This window comes from Lysinibacillus sp. JNUCC-52 (assembly GCF_015999545.1).
Classification (GTDB): Bacteria; Bacillota; Bacilli; order Bacillales_A; family Planococcaceae; genus Lysinibacillus.
The window spans coordinates 2,623,480-2,640,031 of the sequence record NZ_CP065546.1 but is presented as its reverse complement, the minus strand read 5'-3'; the positions used below and the strand labels follow the sequence as shown (position 1 = coordinate 2,640,031).

Annotated in this window: 13 protein-coding genes; 7 read left to right on the top strand and 6 right to left on the bottom strand. The window is 37.4% G+C overall.

What is annotated here, in order from left to right; genetic code table 11:
- The first annotated feature begins 175 nt into the window (after nt 1–175).
- The 3 genes from JNUCC52_RS12990 (at nt 176) to JNUCC52_RS12980 (ending at nt 2,694) form a co-directional block, all read left to right on the top strand.
- Complete coding sequence (locus JNUCC52_RS12990) at nt 176–850, top strand: response regulator transcription factor (RefSeq protein ID WP_228134286.1); 675 nt, start codon at nt 176–178, stop codon at nt 848–850.
- The gene (locus JNUCC52_RS12985) at nt 847–2,217 is read left to right on the top strand and encodes a HAMP domain-containing sensor histidine kinase (RefSeq protein WP_337980122.1); all 1,371 of its coding nucleotides are present in this window, start codon (nt 847–849) and stop codon (nt 2,215–2,217) included. The genes JNUCC52_RS12990 and JNUCC52_RS12985 overlap by 4 nt, the downstream gene beginning before the upstream one ends.
- 72 nt (nt 2,218–2,289) lie before the next feature.
- Complete coding sequence (locus tag JNUCC52_RS12980) at nt 2,290–2,694, top strand: hypothetical protein (RefSeq protein ID WP_228134288.1); 405 nt, start codon at nt 2,290–2,292, stop codon at nt 2,692–2,694.
- 114 nt (nt 2,695–2,808) lie between these two features.
- Here JNUCC52_RS12980 and JNUCC52_RS12975 read toward each other — a convergent pair whose 3' ends face one another.
- Nucleotides 2,809–4,746: an SEL1-like repeat protein gene (locus tag JNUCC52_RS12975; protein ID WP_337980121.1), complete on the bottom strand. Its 1,938-nt coding sequence runs from the start codon at nt 4,744–4,746 to the stop codon at nt 2,809–2,811.
- Between the two features lie 152 nt (nt 4,747–4,898).
- Between JNUCC52_RS12975 and JNUCC52_RS12970 the strand changes: the two genes are divergently transcribed.
- The 4 genes from JNUCC52_RS12970 (at nt 4,899) to JNUCC52_RS12955 (ending at nt 8,885) form a co-directional block, all read left to right on the top strand.
- Nucleotides 4,899–5,597 carry a glycosyltransferase family 2 protein gene (locus JNUCC52_RS12970; protein ID WP_228134290.1) on the top strand — a complete coding sequence of 233 codons (699 nt, stop codon included), beginning with the start codon at nt 4,899–4,901 and terminating at the stop codon, nt 5,595–5,597.
- A 100-nt stretch (nt 5,598–5,697) separates the two neighbouring features.
- Nucleotides 5,698–5,958, top strand: coding sequence for a metal-sensitive transcriptional regulator (locus tag JNUCC52_RS12965; RefSeq protein ID WP_010857552.1), 261 nt, complete (start codon nt 5,698–5,700; stop codon nt 5,956–5,958).
- A 346-nt stretch (nt 5,959–6,304) separates the two neighbouring features.
- Nucleotides 6,305–7,450, top strand: a complete 1,146-nt coding sequence (locus JNUCC52_RS12960; protein ID WP_337980120.1) for a transglutaminase domain-containing protein — start codon at nt 6,305–6,307, stop codon at nt 7,448–7,450.
- A 142-nt stretch (nt 7,451–7,592) separates the two neighbouring features.
- Nucleotides 7,593–8,885 carry a transglutaminase domain-containing protein gene (locus JNUCC52_RS12955; RefSeq protein ID WP_337980119.1) on the top strand — a complete coding sequence of 431 codons (1,293 nt, stop codon included), beginning with the start codon at nt 7,593–7,595 and terminating at the stop codon, nt 8,883–8,885.
- A gap of 206 nt (nt 8,886–9,091) precedes the next feature.
- On the opposite strand, the gene JNUCC52_RS12950 is transcribed toward JNUCC52_RS12955, so the two are convergent.
- From JNUCC52_RS12950 to JNUCC52_RS12930, 5 genes are all read right to left on the bottom strand, one after another.
- Nucleotides 9,092–10,039 carry an N-acetylglucosamine kinase gene (locus JNUCC52_RS12950; protein ID WP_337980118.1) on the bottom strand — a complete coding sequence of 316 codons (948 nt, stop codon included), beginning with the start codon at nt 10,037–10,039 and terminating at the stop codon, nt 9,092–9,094.
- Nucleotides 10,036–11,550 carry an argininosuccinate lyase gene (gene argH / locus JNUCC52_RS12945; RefSeq protein ID WP_337980117.1) on the bottom strand — a complete coding sequence of 505 codons (1,515 nt, stop codon included), beginning with the start codon at nt 11,548–11,550 and terminating at the stop codon, nt 10,036–10,038. The genes JNUCC52_RS12950 and argH overlap by 4 nt, the downstream gene beginning before the upstream one ends.
- 26 nt (nt 11,551–11,576) lie before the next feature.
- On the bottom strand, nt 11,577–13,298 hold the full coding sequence (locus tag JNUCC52_RS12940; protein ID WP_228134295.1) for an ABC transporter permease: 1,722 nt from the start codon (nt 13,296–13,298) through the stop codon (nt 11,577–11,579).
- A 12-nt stretch (nt 13,299–13,310) separates the two neighbouring features.
- On the bottom strand, nt 13,311–14,381 hold the full coding sequence (locus tag JNUCC52_RS12935) for an ABC transporter ATP-binding protein (protein ID WP_337980116.1): 1,071 nt from the start codon (nt 14,379–14,381) through the stop codon (nt 13,311–13,313).
- A 67-nt stretch (nt 14,382–14,448) separates the two neighbouring features.
- Entirely contained in the window at nt 14,449–16,236 is a 1,788-nt protein-coding gene (locus JNUCC52_RS12930) for an ABC transporter ATP-binding protein (RefSeq protein ID WP_337980115.1), read from the bottom strand.
- Nucleotides 16,237–16,552: the final 316 nt, after the last annotated feature.

Here is a 16,552-nt window from a genome sequence, read left to right as displayed (position 1 = left end):
AGTGGCGAAGGATGCGGCTTCCGAAGTGCCCACGGGATAACGCAGTGGATTTTTACGATATAGCAAGTACATATTTTTGATAGACTGGCTTATAGGACAGCCCTTTCTACATAAAGCGCAAGCTATGTTAGGAACTGAACTCCTAGTGCAATAGATTGAATGGGGGCAAAGATAAATGAAAATTTTAGTTGTCGATGATGACGTGCATATTTTACAGTTAGTCAATATTTATTTAACACGAGAAGGCTATCAAGTATTACAGGCGGAGAATGGCGAAAAAGCGTTGCAATTACTCGATGGAAATATGCCCGATTTGGCAGTTGTTGATGTTATGATGCCTGGAATGGATGGTTTTACACTAACTGAAATTTTGAGTAAGGACTATGATATTCCAGTGCTGTTGTTAACGGCTAAAGGAGAGCTTGAAGATAAGGAGCGCGGTTTTTTAGCAGGTTCAGATGACTATGTTGTGAAGCCGTTCGAGCCAAAGGAATTGCTGTTTCGCATTGCAGCAATTTTACGTAGACTTGATAAAAAGAATCAGGTCACGATACAGGTTGGTAAGCTCGAAATTGATCGTCGTAGCTTTGAGGTTACGATTGCTGGAGAAACACTTATTTTGCCCTTAAAGGAATTTGAGCTATTGGCATTACTTGCATCTCGACCCAATCAAGTATTTACACGTAGCATTATTATGGAGCAAGTGTGGGGCTACGACTATGAAGGGGACGAGCAAACGTTAAATACACATGTTAAGCGGATACGAGAGCGCTTGCATCGCTACGAAACAGACGTCGAAATTACAACGGTGCGCGGTGTTGGTTATAAGCTCGAGGCGAGTGCGATATGAAGACGTTATATAGTAAGTTTGTTGTTACAACATTGCTCATTATGATTGGCAGTTTATGCATAGGATTTTTAATGACGAATACGTACTATCATCAAGTAACTAAAGGAAAAAATGATGCGAAAAATGTTGCAATTGCGGAAGATATTGTCGATTATATTGAATCCGCCAAGCAAATGGATTTAGATAGCTATTTAACAACGCTTGGACAGATTGGTTACCAAATTTATGTGACAACGGGAGAGGAACATCGCTTCTTTGGTGGTGAATACCGAGATAAAAAATTATCAGCAGATGTTATCCAGCGTGTTTTAGATGGGGAAGTTTATCACGGTATGCGTGATTTCCCAAAAGAGACTTTTATGACAGGCTTTTTTGCCAATGAACTCATTAATACGATTGGTGTACCTTTTACGTATAAAAATGAACAGTATGCACTGTTTATTAGACCTGACATTCGTTTGTTGTTCTCTGAAGCCCATACGCTGTTAGGTGGTCTTATTCTTGGAATGGCCGTACTAAGTTTACTTGCTATGCTGTTATTTGCAAAGGCACTAATTAGACCGATTACACAGTTAACAGAAGCAACTCATCAGTTGGCACATGAAAAGTTTGATACGTTGCTTGAGATAGATCGTGCGGATGAAATTGGGCAACTGGCGGATAGCTTTAATGTGATGACAGAAAAATTGCAGGAAAACGATAGAATCCGTAAACAGTTTATAAGTAATGTATCACATGACTTTCAATCGCCATTATTGAATATTCAGGGCTATGTAGATTTGCTGAAAAATCCTACACTTTCTGAACCAGAACGACAAGAATATGCGACGATTATTGAGCTAGAAACGAAGCGACTTTCAACATTAACGAAGCAACTATTACTTCTGACATCACTTGATCAATCGACTAGATTGCTAAAGAGAGAACCGTACAATTTAGATGAGCAATTGAAGGAAACTGTGCGCAAATATCGATGGCAGTTAGAGGAAGCCAATGTGCAGTTATCGTATCAGATTGAGCCTGTAACATATAAAGGGGATGCAGGGCTACTACAAAATGTATGGGATAATTTATTAACAAACGCCATTAAATACAATGTTAATGGGGGAGAAATTCACATACATCTTCAAGCACATTCTACTTTCATAGAAGTGCTAATAGAGGATAGTGGTATTGGTATGAATGAGGAGCAATTACAAAAGGTATATGACCGTTTTTATCGAGCTGATGAGTCAAGAACAAAGCAAGGGACAGGTCTCGGCCTTGCCATTGTAAAACAAATTGTTGAATTGCACGGTGGTGAAGTGCAAATGAAAAGTGCTATAAACGTAGGGACAAGCGTCTGTATACACCTACCAAAATTGTAATATAGAGTTCATGTAAAGTTCATGTTCAATCGATAAACTTCTAGGTAAGTTAAAACTTGGAGGAGTTATCGTATGGAACAAAAATGGAGTTTACGTCTTATTCGTCTCGCAGCGATTTTCGCATTAGTGGGTACGTACTTAGGTTCGCATATGTCAGGGTCAGGTAGCTATGAATTTCGGCCAATTCACGCACACGTTTTACTCGTTGGTTGGTTGAGTATGTTTGCATGGGGCATCTTTTACCGTGCATTTAAAGTGAAATCGCAAAAATTAGTAGCATTACATGGTTGGACAGCGATTATTGGAGTCTTTGGTTTAACACTTGGTATGTGGTTCTACAATATTAATCCTTTTAACTTTGGTCATACATTTACGTTAATTTTCTTTATCGTAGGTGGCACAACATTGCTCATTAGTTTTGCACTATTTATTATTGTGACATTTATGGTAAATCAAAAACAGGAAATGAAAAATTAATATAAAACCGCGCCTATTTTTGACGCGGTCAGCGTGTAGGCAAATTCAAAGAGATTTGAGTTTGCCTACATTTTTTAGTTTCAACTTTAAATCAATAGCTCGTCTAAGCATCTTTTAAGTTAAATATTCTAGCGATTTTTTAAGCCAACGTGTTGCCTCATTATAATCTTGAGCAACGCCCTGTCCTTTCTTATAAAGCATGCCTAGCTGAAATTGAGCTTTTTGGTGACCCTGATTTGCAGCAAGCCGATAAAGTTGGGCAGCCCTTGCAAAATCTTTAGGGACACCCTGTCCATGGCTATGCATTTGGGCTAACTGGTATTGGGCTTTAGCATGTCCTTTAGAAGCGGCTTGTTCAATCCATTTAGCTGCCTCTGTGAAATCTTGGGTCACCCCTTTGCCCTTATCAAATAAATTACCAAGTTGATATTGTGCACCAGCATGCCCTTGAATAGCCGCAAGTCTATAGCAACGTCTAGCCTCATCTAAGTCTTGGGAAACGCCTAATCCTTGTTCATACAATAACCCTAATTGATATTCAGCTTGAATATGAGATTGGTCTGTTGCAGCTCTCCACCATTGAACTGCCTTGGCATAATTCAATGCAACCCCAACACCGTTAGCATATAACAGCCCAAGCTCGAATTGAGCATTAGCATAGCCTTTTTCAGCAGCAGTTATAAAATACTGTAATGCTTTGTCAGGCTGATGTAGCTGATAGACGAAAAGTAGGCCAAGTTCATAGCCTGCACTAATATGTCCATTATCAGCGGCAAGCTGAAACCATCTTTCCGCGCGCGTGTTGTCTTTTTCTTTTTGGTAAAGTAGGCCGAGACAATATTGAGCATTGGTATGACCTTTATGTGCTGCAAGTTTAAACCATTTTATTGCTTCAATGGAATCTTGCTGTATGCCCTGTCCTGTATTGTAGAGCAAGGCCAATTGAAACTCTGCATTCGTATGGTCCTGAAGTGCAGCTAGGTGAAACCATCTCGCAGCTTCCTCAGCATTTTGTGTGATGCCACGACCTTTGAGATACATATAGCCGAGGTTATACTGTGCACTGGCATCTCCAGCAAGTGCTGCCATTTCAAAGTAGGCTATCGCCTCCTCAAAACTTTGTTGTACACCCGTTCCATTATGATAGAGAAAGCCAAGATTATTTTGTGCACTTGTATTGCCCTGATTGGCTGCTGAAATATACCATTTTGCAGCCTCCTTAAAATCAATAGCAAGGCCAAGCCCTTGATTGTAAAGGACACCAAGATTATATTGTGCATCGGCATTTCCTAAATCCGCAGCAGCCTTATAATAATGAGCAGCCTCTTGATAATTTTGTTCAACACCTTGTCCTAAATGATAAAGCACGCCAAGACTATAAAGTGCATTGGCATCATGTTGAGCAGCTGCTTTCTCATACCACATTTTGGCTGTCACATAATCTTTTTGGACACCGCGACCGTGGTTATAGAGGAAGCCTAAGTTGTATTGTGCACTTGCATTGCCCTTATTCGCGGAAAACTCAAACCAACTAGCGGCATGTTCATAATCCTTCGCTGAATACTGATCGAGCATCTTCGGATCAAGTGGTGGCAATATATCTTCAAATTTAGGAATTTTTCGAGTCGATATAGATGCTTTCAGGCTACGATCATAACGGTGAATAAACCATTCTACGATATCGCTGACATAATCGAGAACAATTTTGGCTGCCTTTGCTTCAACGATGTCATTGTTGCTAGTACTTGTCATTTTAAAGACAAGCTCCATTAATAAATAAATGCGACGTGGATGAATTTTTGAAATAAAGTTACGATTATTTAAAAGTGTTCGGATATTTTTTAGTTTCGGTTTTGCGTGCATTTCCAGCTCGTAAAAGTCATAGATTATTTCCTCAAGAACGAGGCGTGACTTTTGTAAAGCAACCGAGGGCTGTGTAATAGCAGAGCTGCTAGCATCCTGTAAGTTTTGCGCTATATGTGTGAACGATAGTAAATGTAATTTTTCACATTGTTCGTGAAGGATCTCGTATTGTATGACGATTGTACTCACCTCTTCTTAAATAACGAAAGTAGTCTTTTTTCATATATCGGGAAATTATTAGTGTTATTGATTATTTTCCACAGAATTCCTCAGTTGAATTGTCTCTAGTATGATACTATTTGATTTAAGAGTTAGTTTATCGTCTTTGGGGGGATTGATGGATGAAAAAAATTGCAGCAATTATTCCAACATATAATCCGCAACAATCATTTATAACATTTGTACATCAATTATTAGCTACCTCAATTACGCAAGTTGTTATTGTGAATGATGGTAGCGATGAAAAATATGAAACTATATTTGAAGAGTTAAAGAAAATAGATAGATGTAAAGTGCTCCAACACGAACAGAATATTGGGAAGGGCAGAGCATTAAAAACAGCTTTCTCTTATATATGGTCTAAACGAGAGAATGTTCAGGGTGTTCTAACAGTAGGTGCACATGGACAGCATACGTTAGAGGATATTAAATTAGTATTGACCATGACCAAAGTATTTTCAGAAGGCATTGTCTTAGGAATACGCAATTTTCATTCTTCTGATAGTACGTTCTTTTCATATTGGGGAAATCGAGCAACGAGTTTATTGTTTGAATTATTGTTTCATAAAAAACTAATGGATACACAAACAGGATTACGTTACATAGAGATCAAAGAGTTACCATGGCTCATAGAAGTAAAAGGGGATCGTTTTGAATACGATACAAACATGCTCATCATGGCCTTAAAAAGAAAATGTCCAATATTCGAAGTGGAGATTGGTCAGCTACGTTTAAAAAAGAATTCGATTATTCAATACGATGAATTAACAAATGCAGGTACAGTAATGACTAAAATGCTTTTAAAATATTTGAAACCGTAGTAAGCGTAATGCAACACGTGTATTTTTAATATTTTGTGCTAGGATAAGAATAATAATTACTCAACTTGACGCAGCGAGTATAAACGAAGGGGTAATGAATGTGGAATATTCAGATCAAGTGAAAAATCGTGTAAAGCGAATGGAAGGCCAGTTACGTGGTATTTTGAAAATGATGGAGGAAGAAAAGGACTGTAAAGCAGTTATTACACAATTATCTGCTGTACGCTCAGCGGTAGATCGTACGGTCGGCGTAATTGTTAGTACAAATCTGTTAGAATGTGTTCAAAATGCTGAGGGTGACGGCGAGAAAATGAATGAAGTAATTCAAGAAGCTGTAAATTTAGTTGTCAAAAGCCGTTAGTACCCTTTTGAGCTCTTGCCTTATAGAAAAGTTAAACGACAAGTCTCGCTACCTTTAGTTTTTATCGGATAATCGTAAGCCTCTTTTGTGGAGGGCCTACCTGTCTTTGTTTCCGATAGAAATTATGATAGCGGGGCTTGTTCCGTTTTTTTGTTTAAATGTAATGTATGTGCAAAAAAATACTTTTAATTATTAGATTTATGATTTAGATAGGTTTAAACACCTAAATACTTACATAGAAAAAATTAGAAAAAGGTCACATGTAGTGAACTTGTATGATGGATTTAAAGTAATATTCTCTTTTATAATTAGTATAAAGATATTGTAAAAGAGAAGGTGAATAATTGTGAAAAAATGGTTGTTAAGTGGTGCCACATTGTTGATGTTAAGTCCAACTGTAGCCAGTGCACAAAGTCAGTCTTTAAACATGCAAGCACCTGTTGCTTATAATGTGGTGGCAAGCACAAAGATAGAAACGTTGGATCAGCTTACAAATGAAATAGCAAAACAACTTAATAATTTTGCTACAGAAATAAAAGTTACATATAGTGGTTCAATGTCGGGTTTTGATAAAAAGTTAATGGAAGCATTTGAGAAGGCACAGCAAAAGTCTACTTATGCAAGTGGTCATCTTCAAGGAATGACAATGACTGCGGACTCTACAGGAAACGTGACTTATAAAGTGAAGTATTTTACGACTTCAGCGCAAGAAACGGCCGTTCAGAAAAAGATTGATGGTATATTAAAAACGATTATTAAACCAACTATGACACAATTTCAGAAAGTGAAAGCAGTTAATGATTATATCGTGTCAAATACTAGTTATGGTTCAAAAACGAAAGCAAGTCCACATAGCGCGTACGCACTATTATTTGAAGGACAAGCTGTATGTCAGGGCTATGCATTAACAGCATATAAAATGTTAGAGCAAGCTGGCATTGAAACAAAATATGTAGTAGGTTATGTGAATGGCAATGAAGCGCATGCTTGGAATATGGTGGAGGTTGATGGTAAGTGGTATCATCTTGATACGACATGGAATGATCCTTTACCAAATCGTATAGGGGCATCTTCCTATGATTATTTCCTTGTATCAGATGCTCAGCTAAAGAAAGACCATACTTGGATTACATCTAATTATCCTGCCGCAACAAGTACAGCATATCAATTTATGCAAAATGTACATTTTGCACACCAAATTAATAATACTCTATTCTTTAGCAACACAGCAGACAACGATAAATTGTATAAACTCGATTTAGTCAGTGGGAAGAAAACTAAGGTAGTGGATACTCGAGCACTATATATTACAGGTGTTGGGGAAAATCTTTATTATAGCAATTATAGTAATGGCGGTTACTTAACAAAACTAAATTTGAAAACATTAAAATCGAGTGTAGTTGTTAAGCAATCGGTATCGGACTTAATGATTAATAGCGGATATTTAGTATATAAAGTTAATGGTAAAGAGCAAAAGCTAAAAATTAACTAATTTATAGTGGTAATATACCGAAAGCTTCTATTTCACATATTCAATGCATATAAATTTAAAAGCACAAAAGGGCTCCTAATTGAGTTCTTTGTGTTTTTTTTGTATATAATGAAAGTAGTGAAACTGTGTGAGGTGAAGATTTTTGTGGAAAAAGCTAGCTATTATTGCAATACTTATCATTTTCTTAGAGCCAATTTATACAGTAGGTAAAGCGACAGTAAAACAAGTCGTTACTTGGGCAAATAATGATGACATTGAAACAGTGCTACTCGCAACAAAGGAGAAGATTGTTGATGTTACCACTAAATTTTCAGAAGATGCCTCCATACAAACAGCAAACCCTGAAGATGTGAAGGAACAAAAGCTAGCCGTTACTGCTCCAGTCGTACAGCAGCCTGAGACAAAGCTTGTTGTTACCAATGCCAAGGAAATGGCGGATGCAATGTACTCCTATTATAGTAGCTTTTCACCAACCTATGAGATTCAATATAAGGGAAGTACAGAACGAATCGAGAAGATTGTGGAAGAGGCCTATGATAGTGCAATTAAAAGAGATGATTATGTGTATGGGCATATTAGTAAGCATTCTATACGCTTTGAATATGGGAGAAAAACAGCCAAAATTTTTGGGGAACAAAGCTATTTAATGACGCCAGAGCAAGCAGCTTATGTTGAGATGAACGCTCAAGAAATAGTGGCTACAATTGAAAAAGACGCGAAGACCGATGTGGAGAAGGTTAGAGCTGTTAATGATTATATTGTGGCGAAAACAGCTTATACAGAACAAACGAAGTCAAGTCCACATAGTGCTTATACTGTGCTTGCAGAGCATGGTGGTGTTTGTCAGGGCTATGCATTATTAGCCCATACACTATTACAAAAACTTGGCTTTGAAACGCAATATATCGTTGGCTATGTCGGTAAGGAAGGGCATGCTTGGAATTTAGTGAAGCTTGACGGTCAATGGTATCATCTTGATACAACATGGAATGACCCTGTGCCAGATCGGAGCGGTGCTATAAGATACCAATATTTTTTAGTGGATGATCGCACAATGGCACGTGATCATACATGGATAGCAAATGATTATCCAAAAGCAATAAGTACCACTTATAGCTACTATCAAGATATCGATTTCCCCGCGCAAGTAGGAAATCAATTATTTTATAGCAGTATTTCTGATGACAATAAATTGTACGTGCTTGATATGACGACAGGTAAAGCTCAGCGTGTTACGAAAACGCGTGCACTATATATTGTGTATGCTGACGGATGGCTATATTTTAGTAATTATTCGCATGGCGCCTATTTAACGAAAATTCGTCCTGATGGAAGCGGTGAACAAGTATTAAATAGGGAAGACACGAAGGACTTATTTATTAAAGATGGCTATTTATATTTCATGACAGATGAACTGAAGAAAATGCAGCTATAATTTTGGATTATTGATTGTAAATGGGCGTTTAAGTACCGTTGATTTCCGCTACGGGCGGACGCTTTCCGCGGGCACAATGTAAGCCGCAGCCCTCGCTGTCGCGCGGAATGCCCGCGTCTTACGTTTTGTGCTGTTCCCGCAGGAGTCGCCGCCCTGCGCTGCAATCAACTGACCATGTTGGTAGACCCTTAAAAGGGCGTATGACATTAAAGACTGTCATACGCCCTTTTTGTGCGCTGAATAATATAATGGATCGGCTGATGCTGGCACAAAGACACTCGAATTTGTGGATACATGGAGGTCATTTCCTGGGAAAACGTTTTTAATATTAGCGGGTTATGCTTTAGAGCGCCACCATTACAATATAAATGAAATGGCTCTCCTTGATATCTAATTTTTTTAAGTACCGCACATGCAAGAAGGACTAATTCATAGGCAGCCTGTATGGAGATATGAGTAGCACAAGCATCTTTTTTAGCAACTGCATCGGCTAAAAATGCGCCCATTTTTGCTAATTGAGCATTCGTATAAGAAGGGCGGAATAGCCATGCAGCAAGTTCTGTGACATCTTGAATACGTAAATAGTTGTAGACGGCATCTTTCAATATCGTCGGTTCACCTCGGCCATCTTCCATGCGGAAAATGGCCCGTATAACTTCCTGCCCTAGCCAATAGCCACTTCCTTCATCACCTGCACGATGTCCCCAGCCACCAGAACGTGCGATATGCTCACCATCGAATGCATATGCAATGGCACCCGTTCCTGCTATGAGTAAAGCACCTGCCTGTCCAGCGGTGACGCCTAATAAGGTAGCTTCAGCATCATTTTCAATGATAAGCGTCTGGATGTTTAGCTGTGTCGCTGTAATTGTATGTTGGACAATTTCTGTCACAATTTTATGATCATTAGGAGAATCAAACCCAGCCATAGCAAACGTGGCAACAGTAATTTTCGGGTTAGCTTGCGCCTGTAAAAATACTTGAGCCTTTGCTAATAATGCTCGTAATATATCCGTAGCAGGCTCCACACCTATAGCCTGATAATTGGATCCTCCTAATGATGCTGTATATTGGATTTCACCTGACTCGGCATGTACGATTGCACATGCCGTTTTTGTTGCACCGCCATCAATAATTAGTAGCCATTCGTTCATTGGTCCCATTCCTCTATAAATGTTATTAATTGCTTTTCTGCCTCCGTAATGGCGGATTCCTTTTGCTTAACCCACTCAAATAGGGCGTCTGCCTTTACTTTTGCTCGTTCAATGGATGCACGCATTGTTTCAGGCGAAGGGCCACCTAATAATGTTCTGACACTTACAAAAAACTCTGGTTTTAAGGTGTGATAGAAATCATCTTCGGAAATTCCTAAAGGTTTACCAGTAACCAATTTAGATTGTGTATTGGCTAGCCCCCATGTCAGACTAGCAAGCGATTCCTCACCGTGAGCAAGCAATACTTTAATACACTTACTGACGATGCTATGGGCTTGACGGAACGAAATACCTTCGGAGCGAACTAATGTATCAGCGAGTTCTGTAACATTTGCGAAGCTGTTTTCCGCACGGTTCCGCAGCTTCTTCTTGTTGACATCCATTGTGACTACGAGGGAGCCAAATAATTTATAAATACCTATTAATCGATCTATAGCTCGCCATAAATATGGTTGCATATCGTCCTCTGTATCAACGATATCACCAAACGGTGTATTATGTACCATTTGTAGTACTGTACTAGCGTCTCCAACGACTGCGGATAGTAATGAGCGTGTATGTTCAATGGAAACAGGGTTGCGTTTTTGGGGCATAATCGAGCTAATTTGAACGTATGGGCTAGCTAGTGTAAATGCGTTAAATTCTTGTGTAGCCCATAATAAAAAGTCCTGAGATGTACGGCCGAGATTAAGGGCGGCAAGCTGTACAATACTAGCTGCTTCAGAGATATAGTCCGCACCAGCTACCGCATCCCAGGCATTTTCGATAATATCATCGAACGCTAATAAGTCTCGCATGCGTTCACGGCTAATGTTAAAGCCTGTAGTCGTTAAGGCGGCTGCTCCCATGCTACTCCGATTAACGGTTTGATAGCAATGTTGCATGCGCTCGAAATCTCGATCAAGTTGATCGATTACAGCTTTTAAATAATGGGCAAAAGTGGTTGGTTGTGCTTGCTGCGTATGTGTATAGCCAATCATAATTGTATCGATATGCTCCTCAGCGGAAGCAATTAAATCACCACGCAATTTAAGCAATTCTCCCATGAGCATTAATAATTTTTTGCGCAATGTCATCCGATAAATGGCGATACCCATATCATTACGGCTTCTACCAATATGGAGATTTCCAGCAACGTCACCAGCTAGTTCTATTAATTTGTTTTCAATGCGGAAAAATAAATCCTCATATTGCGGGCTATAATCTTCAATTCGATAGTAGTTCAAGTCTAGCTTTTTTAGCGCCATAGCAATTTGTTTCACTTCTTCTTTTTTTACTAGTCCTTGTTCTTCTAACATTTTTAAATGTGCAATATTAATTTGGAGCATAATCGTTAAAAAGTTTTTTTTAGCTTCGTCATAAGCTGGTTGCAAAACAATTTTCCGATAAATATTCGAAGGAAAAATCATTCCATCCTCCTGCTGGATTTTGTTGCGGAAATCTTCAAACATATGAATGGCCTCCTATAGGATGACAGTTAAATGGCTGTGCCAGCACTGCCCTTTGATAGCTTTTCAGAAATAATGAGTACTATTAAAATTAAGAAAATCTGTAAAACACCATAAGCACACGCAGTGCCAAACTTAAAGGCATATAATTTTTGAAAAATAGCAACAGACAGAGGAATTGTAGAAGTGCTGTAAATAAGAATAGAAGCTACGAACTCACCTAAACTTTGAACAAGTGCTAACAGAGTACCTGCCAATATTCCCGAAAAAGTAAGTGGTAGTACGATGCGTCTAAACGAATACCACCAATTTGCACCAAGACTTCGCGATGCCTCCTCAATCGACTGATCTAATTGCACAAGGGAGGCTGAGGTTGAACGGAACACGAGGGGTAAATGTCTAATAAAATAAGCTAACGGTAAAATCCAAAATGTACCAATTAATACTTGGTTAAAGGCGAAAACATTTTCAGTACTAAAGGCTGCAATTAAATTGACGGCAACTACAGTCCCAGGTAATGCCCAAGGAACCATAATTAAAATATCAAGTAATGTTTTACCTTTAAAATTTAGGCGAACCATTGCGTATGCCGCAGCGACACCGAAGATTACATTACCGAATGTTGCGACAATGCCCATTTGAATAGAGTTCCAAATAGGTCTCCATGTTCGTTCATCCGTAAATAGCGCTATATAATGATCGAGTGTGTAGTCGGTAGGAAGAATTTGAGTTTTCCAGGCACCATCCACTGAAAATGAAATTAATATAAGTACTAATATAGGTAAAATTAAAACAAGGGTTCCGCCAAAAGAAGCGATTGTAGCAAACATTTTCATCCACTTAGAGGACACTTCAGAACGATGAACGCTAATTCCTTTACTCAAATTTTGATAATTTCTGCGGTTTTGGTACCAGCGCATTATGATTAAAAAGGAAATGGATACAAACGATAAAATCATGGATTGTGTAGCTGCCATTCCCAAATTACCATTTGTTCGTGATAAGTATATTTGCATGGTCATTGTTCGTTCAACGCCAAACATTAACGGCGCAGTATAGGACGCCATAGATATCATAAATACAAGTAATGCAGATGCAATAATAGAAGGGGTCAGCATCGGTAATATAACCTTTGTCCATACACGTATACGCCCAGCGCCTAAGCTAGTTGCGGCTTCTTCTAATGATGGGTCCAGTCCTTTAATGGCAGCCGAAGCGGTTAAATAGAAGTATGTGTACATCGTAAATGTATGTACAACAATTACACCCCATATGCCTTTTAAAGAAAAGGGTACTTGATTTAGTCCAAACAAATGTTGAATTGCACGTGGGAAAATGCCACTTTCTCCATAAAGGAAAGTAAAAGAAAGTACACCAACAAGTGGTGGAAGAGCCATTGGTACTAATACTAAAATGGATAGTAGCCGTCTCCCAGGGAAATTATAGCGTTCCAATAAAAAGGCCATTGTAACGCCAACTATTGCACAGGAAATAACACTAATAATCGAGATATATAAACTAGTCCAGAGCGCCTCGAGATTCGCAGGGCTCGCAAGACTAAAAAACTTTTGATAATGATGAAGTGCATTATCTTCTGAAAAGCTCTGAACAAAAGTTTGATAAAAAGGGTAAATCACATAGGCAAACAACACTAAAAATAAGGGAGAAATTAAAATATAAACAAACCATTTTGATTGCGTTAGCCGTGTCCAAGCATTATTTTGATAAGATTGCACAGGTGGTTTTTCCATATGGTATGCCTCCTATTCTCCTAAAAAATAAAGTGATTCACGCGCTATATTTAATGTAATGTCTTCGCCAATACTTTTTAATTGAGCGTTTTTATTAATAATCATGACTTTCAAAGAGAAATCGATGAAATCGACAATATAATTTACGCTTATTCCTGTAAATTCCACAAAAGAAATGGTTCCTGTTAATGTGTTTTCTCCAGGGCCTTGATTGATGGTTTCAGGACGAATCGAAATAAACACGTTGTCTCCAATCATATGCGTTAAAGTAGGAGAGCTGTGTTGCTTTCGCCCAGTTAGAACAAGTCCGCTCTTCGTTTTTACTTGTATTTCATCATCATCAATAGCAATTGTTGTCGCTTCAATTAAATTGGTTTCCCCAATAAAGTCGGCGACGAATCGGTTTAATGGACGATTATAAATCTCTTGTGGTGTGCCAATTTGTTTCACGTAGCCATTCTCCATCACCATAATGCGGTCAGACATAGCCATAGCTTCCATTTGATCGTGCGTTACATAAATGGTTGTGACACCTAACTCCGATTGAATTCTTTTAATTTCAATGCGCGTTTCCTCTCGTAATTTCGCGTCTAAATTCGACAACGGCTCATCAAGTAATAAAATATCGGGTTCAATGACAAGTGCTCTTGCCAATGCAACGCGTTGCTGCTGACCGCCAGATAATTCATTAATTTTTCTGTTTCCAAATTGTGCAAGATGTACTAACCCTCTAATGCGATCAACCTTTTGTTTGATCTCTAATTTTGAGAGCTTTCGTACTTGTAAACCGAAGGCAATATTTTCGTCGACAGTCATATGCGGAAAAAGGGCGTAATTTTGAAACACCATACCGATATTGCGTTTGTTTGGCTGAAGCAATGTCACATCACGATCATCGAAAAAAATTTTCCCTTCAGTAGGGTAGTAAAATCCTGCAATCATTCGTAATGTGGTCGTTTTCCCACAGCCACTAGGCCCAAGGAAAGTAAAAAATTCACCTGTTTTAATATTAAGATTTAAATCCTTCACACCATGTACTTTTCCAAATTGCTTAGAGACATTTTCGATTTTGACATTTTTCAAATGAAATGCTCCTTTCTATTTTGAAAAGATGGTCATGCTATTGCATGCACTTTCCGCACATTAAAGACTAAGTAGCATATTTATTTGCTTGTAATTGATACAATTCTGAAAAATATCCTTTTTGATTTAATAACTCTTGCATTGAACCCTCTTCAATTATTTGCCCATGCTGCAATACAATAATTCGATCAACCATTTTTAAAGCAGATAGTTTATGCGTTATTAATAATAATGTTTTTATTCTTGAAAGGTCAGTTAATGTTTCGATCATTTGGTGCTCACTCCTTGCATCAAGAGCTGCCGAAGGTTCATCTAAAATAAGAAATGCTGCATTTCGGAAGTAAGCTCTTGCGATGGCTACCTTCTGCCATTCACCGCCAGATAGTTCTGTACCATTATCAAAATTTTTACTTAAAATTTGCTCATAGCCTTGCTCGAAACTTGCAACTAAATCATTAAGAGCACTTTGCTCAGACACGCTAGCTAACTTTTCATAATCATTAGTACCTTCTGTATGGCTAATCATAATGTTTTCTTTAAATGATAATTGATAACGGGAAAAGTCTTGAAACACAATACCGATTATTTGACGATAACTATCAATATCATATTCTGCAATATCAATGCCATTTAATTCTATTTTTCCTTCGGTTGGTTCATAAAATCTTGTAATAAGCTTAACAATAGTAGATTTCCCAGCACCATTTTCTCCGACAAGTGCAATTTTATCGCCCATGGTGATAGTAAAATTAATGTGTTGAAGAGTAAATTTAGAAGAATGAGGGTATTTAAAAGATACATTTTTAAAAACTAATGTAAATTTACTTTTTTCTAATGATAAAATCTTCTTACCTGATTTTATGTCTGATTGTAACGATGCGAACTTAAAATAATTCTCCATATAAAGTAATGTGTCGTATAGTAAGCTCGAATTTTCAATAAAACCTGCTAAACTTTGCCGTGCAAGTAACACCGAAGAGGAAAAAATGAGTATATCTCCGGCAGTAAAGGTGTTATTTATTACGCCTTTAACTACCCACCAAAAACTTATGCCAATGCCTACTATTCCCAATCCAACAAAAACAACAGAGAAAATAGCTTGTTTATATCGAATTTTTTTTACTTCTGTATGAATTTTATTGAACGTCACCATATATTTATTAATAAAAAAGGCAGCTGTATTATATATTTTCACTTCTTTAATGTGTTCTTTTGAAAGCATTACGGAACTATAATATTGCATCTTTCTAGATTCTGGACTATTCATTACAAGCGTTTCAAATGCTTCCTTTTGTAATTTATAAGTAACGATAGCCTGTGGAATGATTGCAATAAAAATAATGAATGCAATCAAAAAATTAAAGTTCGTTAATAGCACGAGCATAGAAATACCAGTTATGACACTACTAATCATGCCAGAAGTAAAAACGATAAGGTTTACGGGTCTCCATGCAGCTTCTTGCTCAAGTATTTGTATATCATCATAAAACGCTGGATTTTCAAAGTAATATAGTCCTTTTATTTCTGAAGATTTCTCCATTAGCGATTTATTTAAGTTGGCAATTAGTTTATCGGTCATCAAGCCTTGAAAGGTCATTTCGATGGGACCTAATATAGCATTCATAAAAGATACTATTATCCAAGATAGTACAAAGAAAATAATTATAGAATAAATGATAGTGTCGGTAGTAGATATGGCATCAATTAAACCTTTTGAAAACCAAATTGTAAGAGAGGGTAGTATTGCTTGAAATGGAATAATAATTAACAAAATAATAGAATATAACTTTGAAGCACCCCAAAAAAGAGGGAAGGTTTTTAAGGTAAGTTTGAAATAAGAGTAGATTGTATTCATGATTCTTCACCTAATTATATGGTTTATATTTTATTTATACTCCGATTAAAATGATACGGTCACTTATTCATCAATTGACAAGGGATGACTACAAAAAATAAACGGGTCTCTATGTCTAAATAAATGAAATGTGCTTCATTTAAGAAGGGAATGTAATTAAAAGATAAATTAAAAAACCCCTTTAAGAAATTATAATAAATAATGTAATTTTACATTTATAAGTTCTAAAAGAGGATATTAAATTAATTAATTTTTAATCCAATGCTTAGGATTTATTTTAATTCTTTGCTATATAATCATATTTTTATGAGTAGTC

Bases quoted from the DNA above. Each gene is read 5' to 3' on its own strand.
- argH (WP_337980117.1), bottom strand. From the start codon at position 11,550: ATGTTTGAAGATTTCCGCAACAAAATCCAGCAGGAGGATGGAATGATT.
- JNUCC52_RS12950 (WP_337980118.1), bottom strand. From the start codon at position 10,039: ATGAACGAATGGCTACTAATTATTGATGGCGGTGCAACAAAAACGGCA.
- JNUCC52_RS12930 (WP_337980115.1), bottom strand. From the start codon at position 16,236: ATGAATACAATCTACTCTTATTTCAAACTTACCTTAAAAACCTTCCCT.
- JNUCC52_RS12940 (WP_228134295.1), bottom strand. From the start codon at position 13,298: ATGGAAAAACCACCTGTGCAATCTTATCAAAATAATGCTTGGACACGG.
- JNUCC52_RS12985 (WP_337980122.1), top strand. From the start codon at position 847: ATGAAGACGTTATATAGTAAGTTTGTTGTTACAACATTGCTCATTATG.
- JNUCC52_RS12990 (WP_228134286.1), top strand. From the start codon at position 176: ATGAAAATTTTAGTTGTCGATGATGACGTGCATATTTTACAGTTAGTC.
- JNUCC52_RS12980 (WP_228134288.1), top strand. From the start codon at position 2,290: ATGGAACAAAAATGGAGTTTACGTCTTATTCGTCTCGCAGCGATTTTC.
- JNUCC52_RS12970 (WP_228134290.1), top strand. From the start codon at position 4,899: ATGAAAAAAATTGCAGCAATTATTCCAACATATAATCCGCAACAATCA.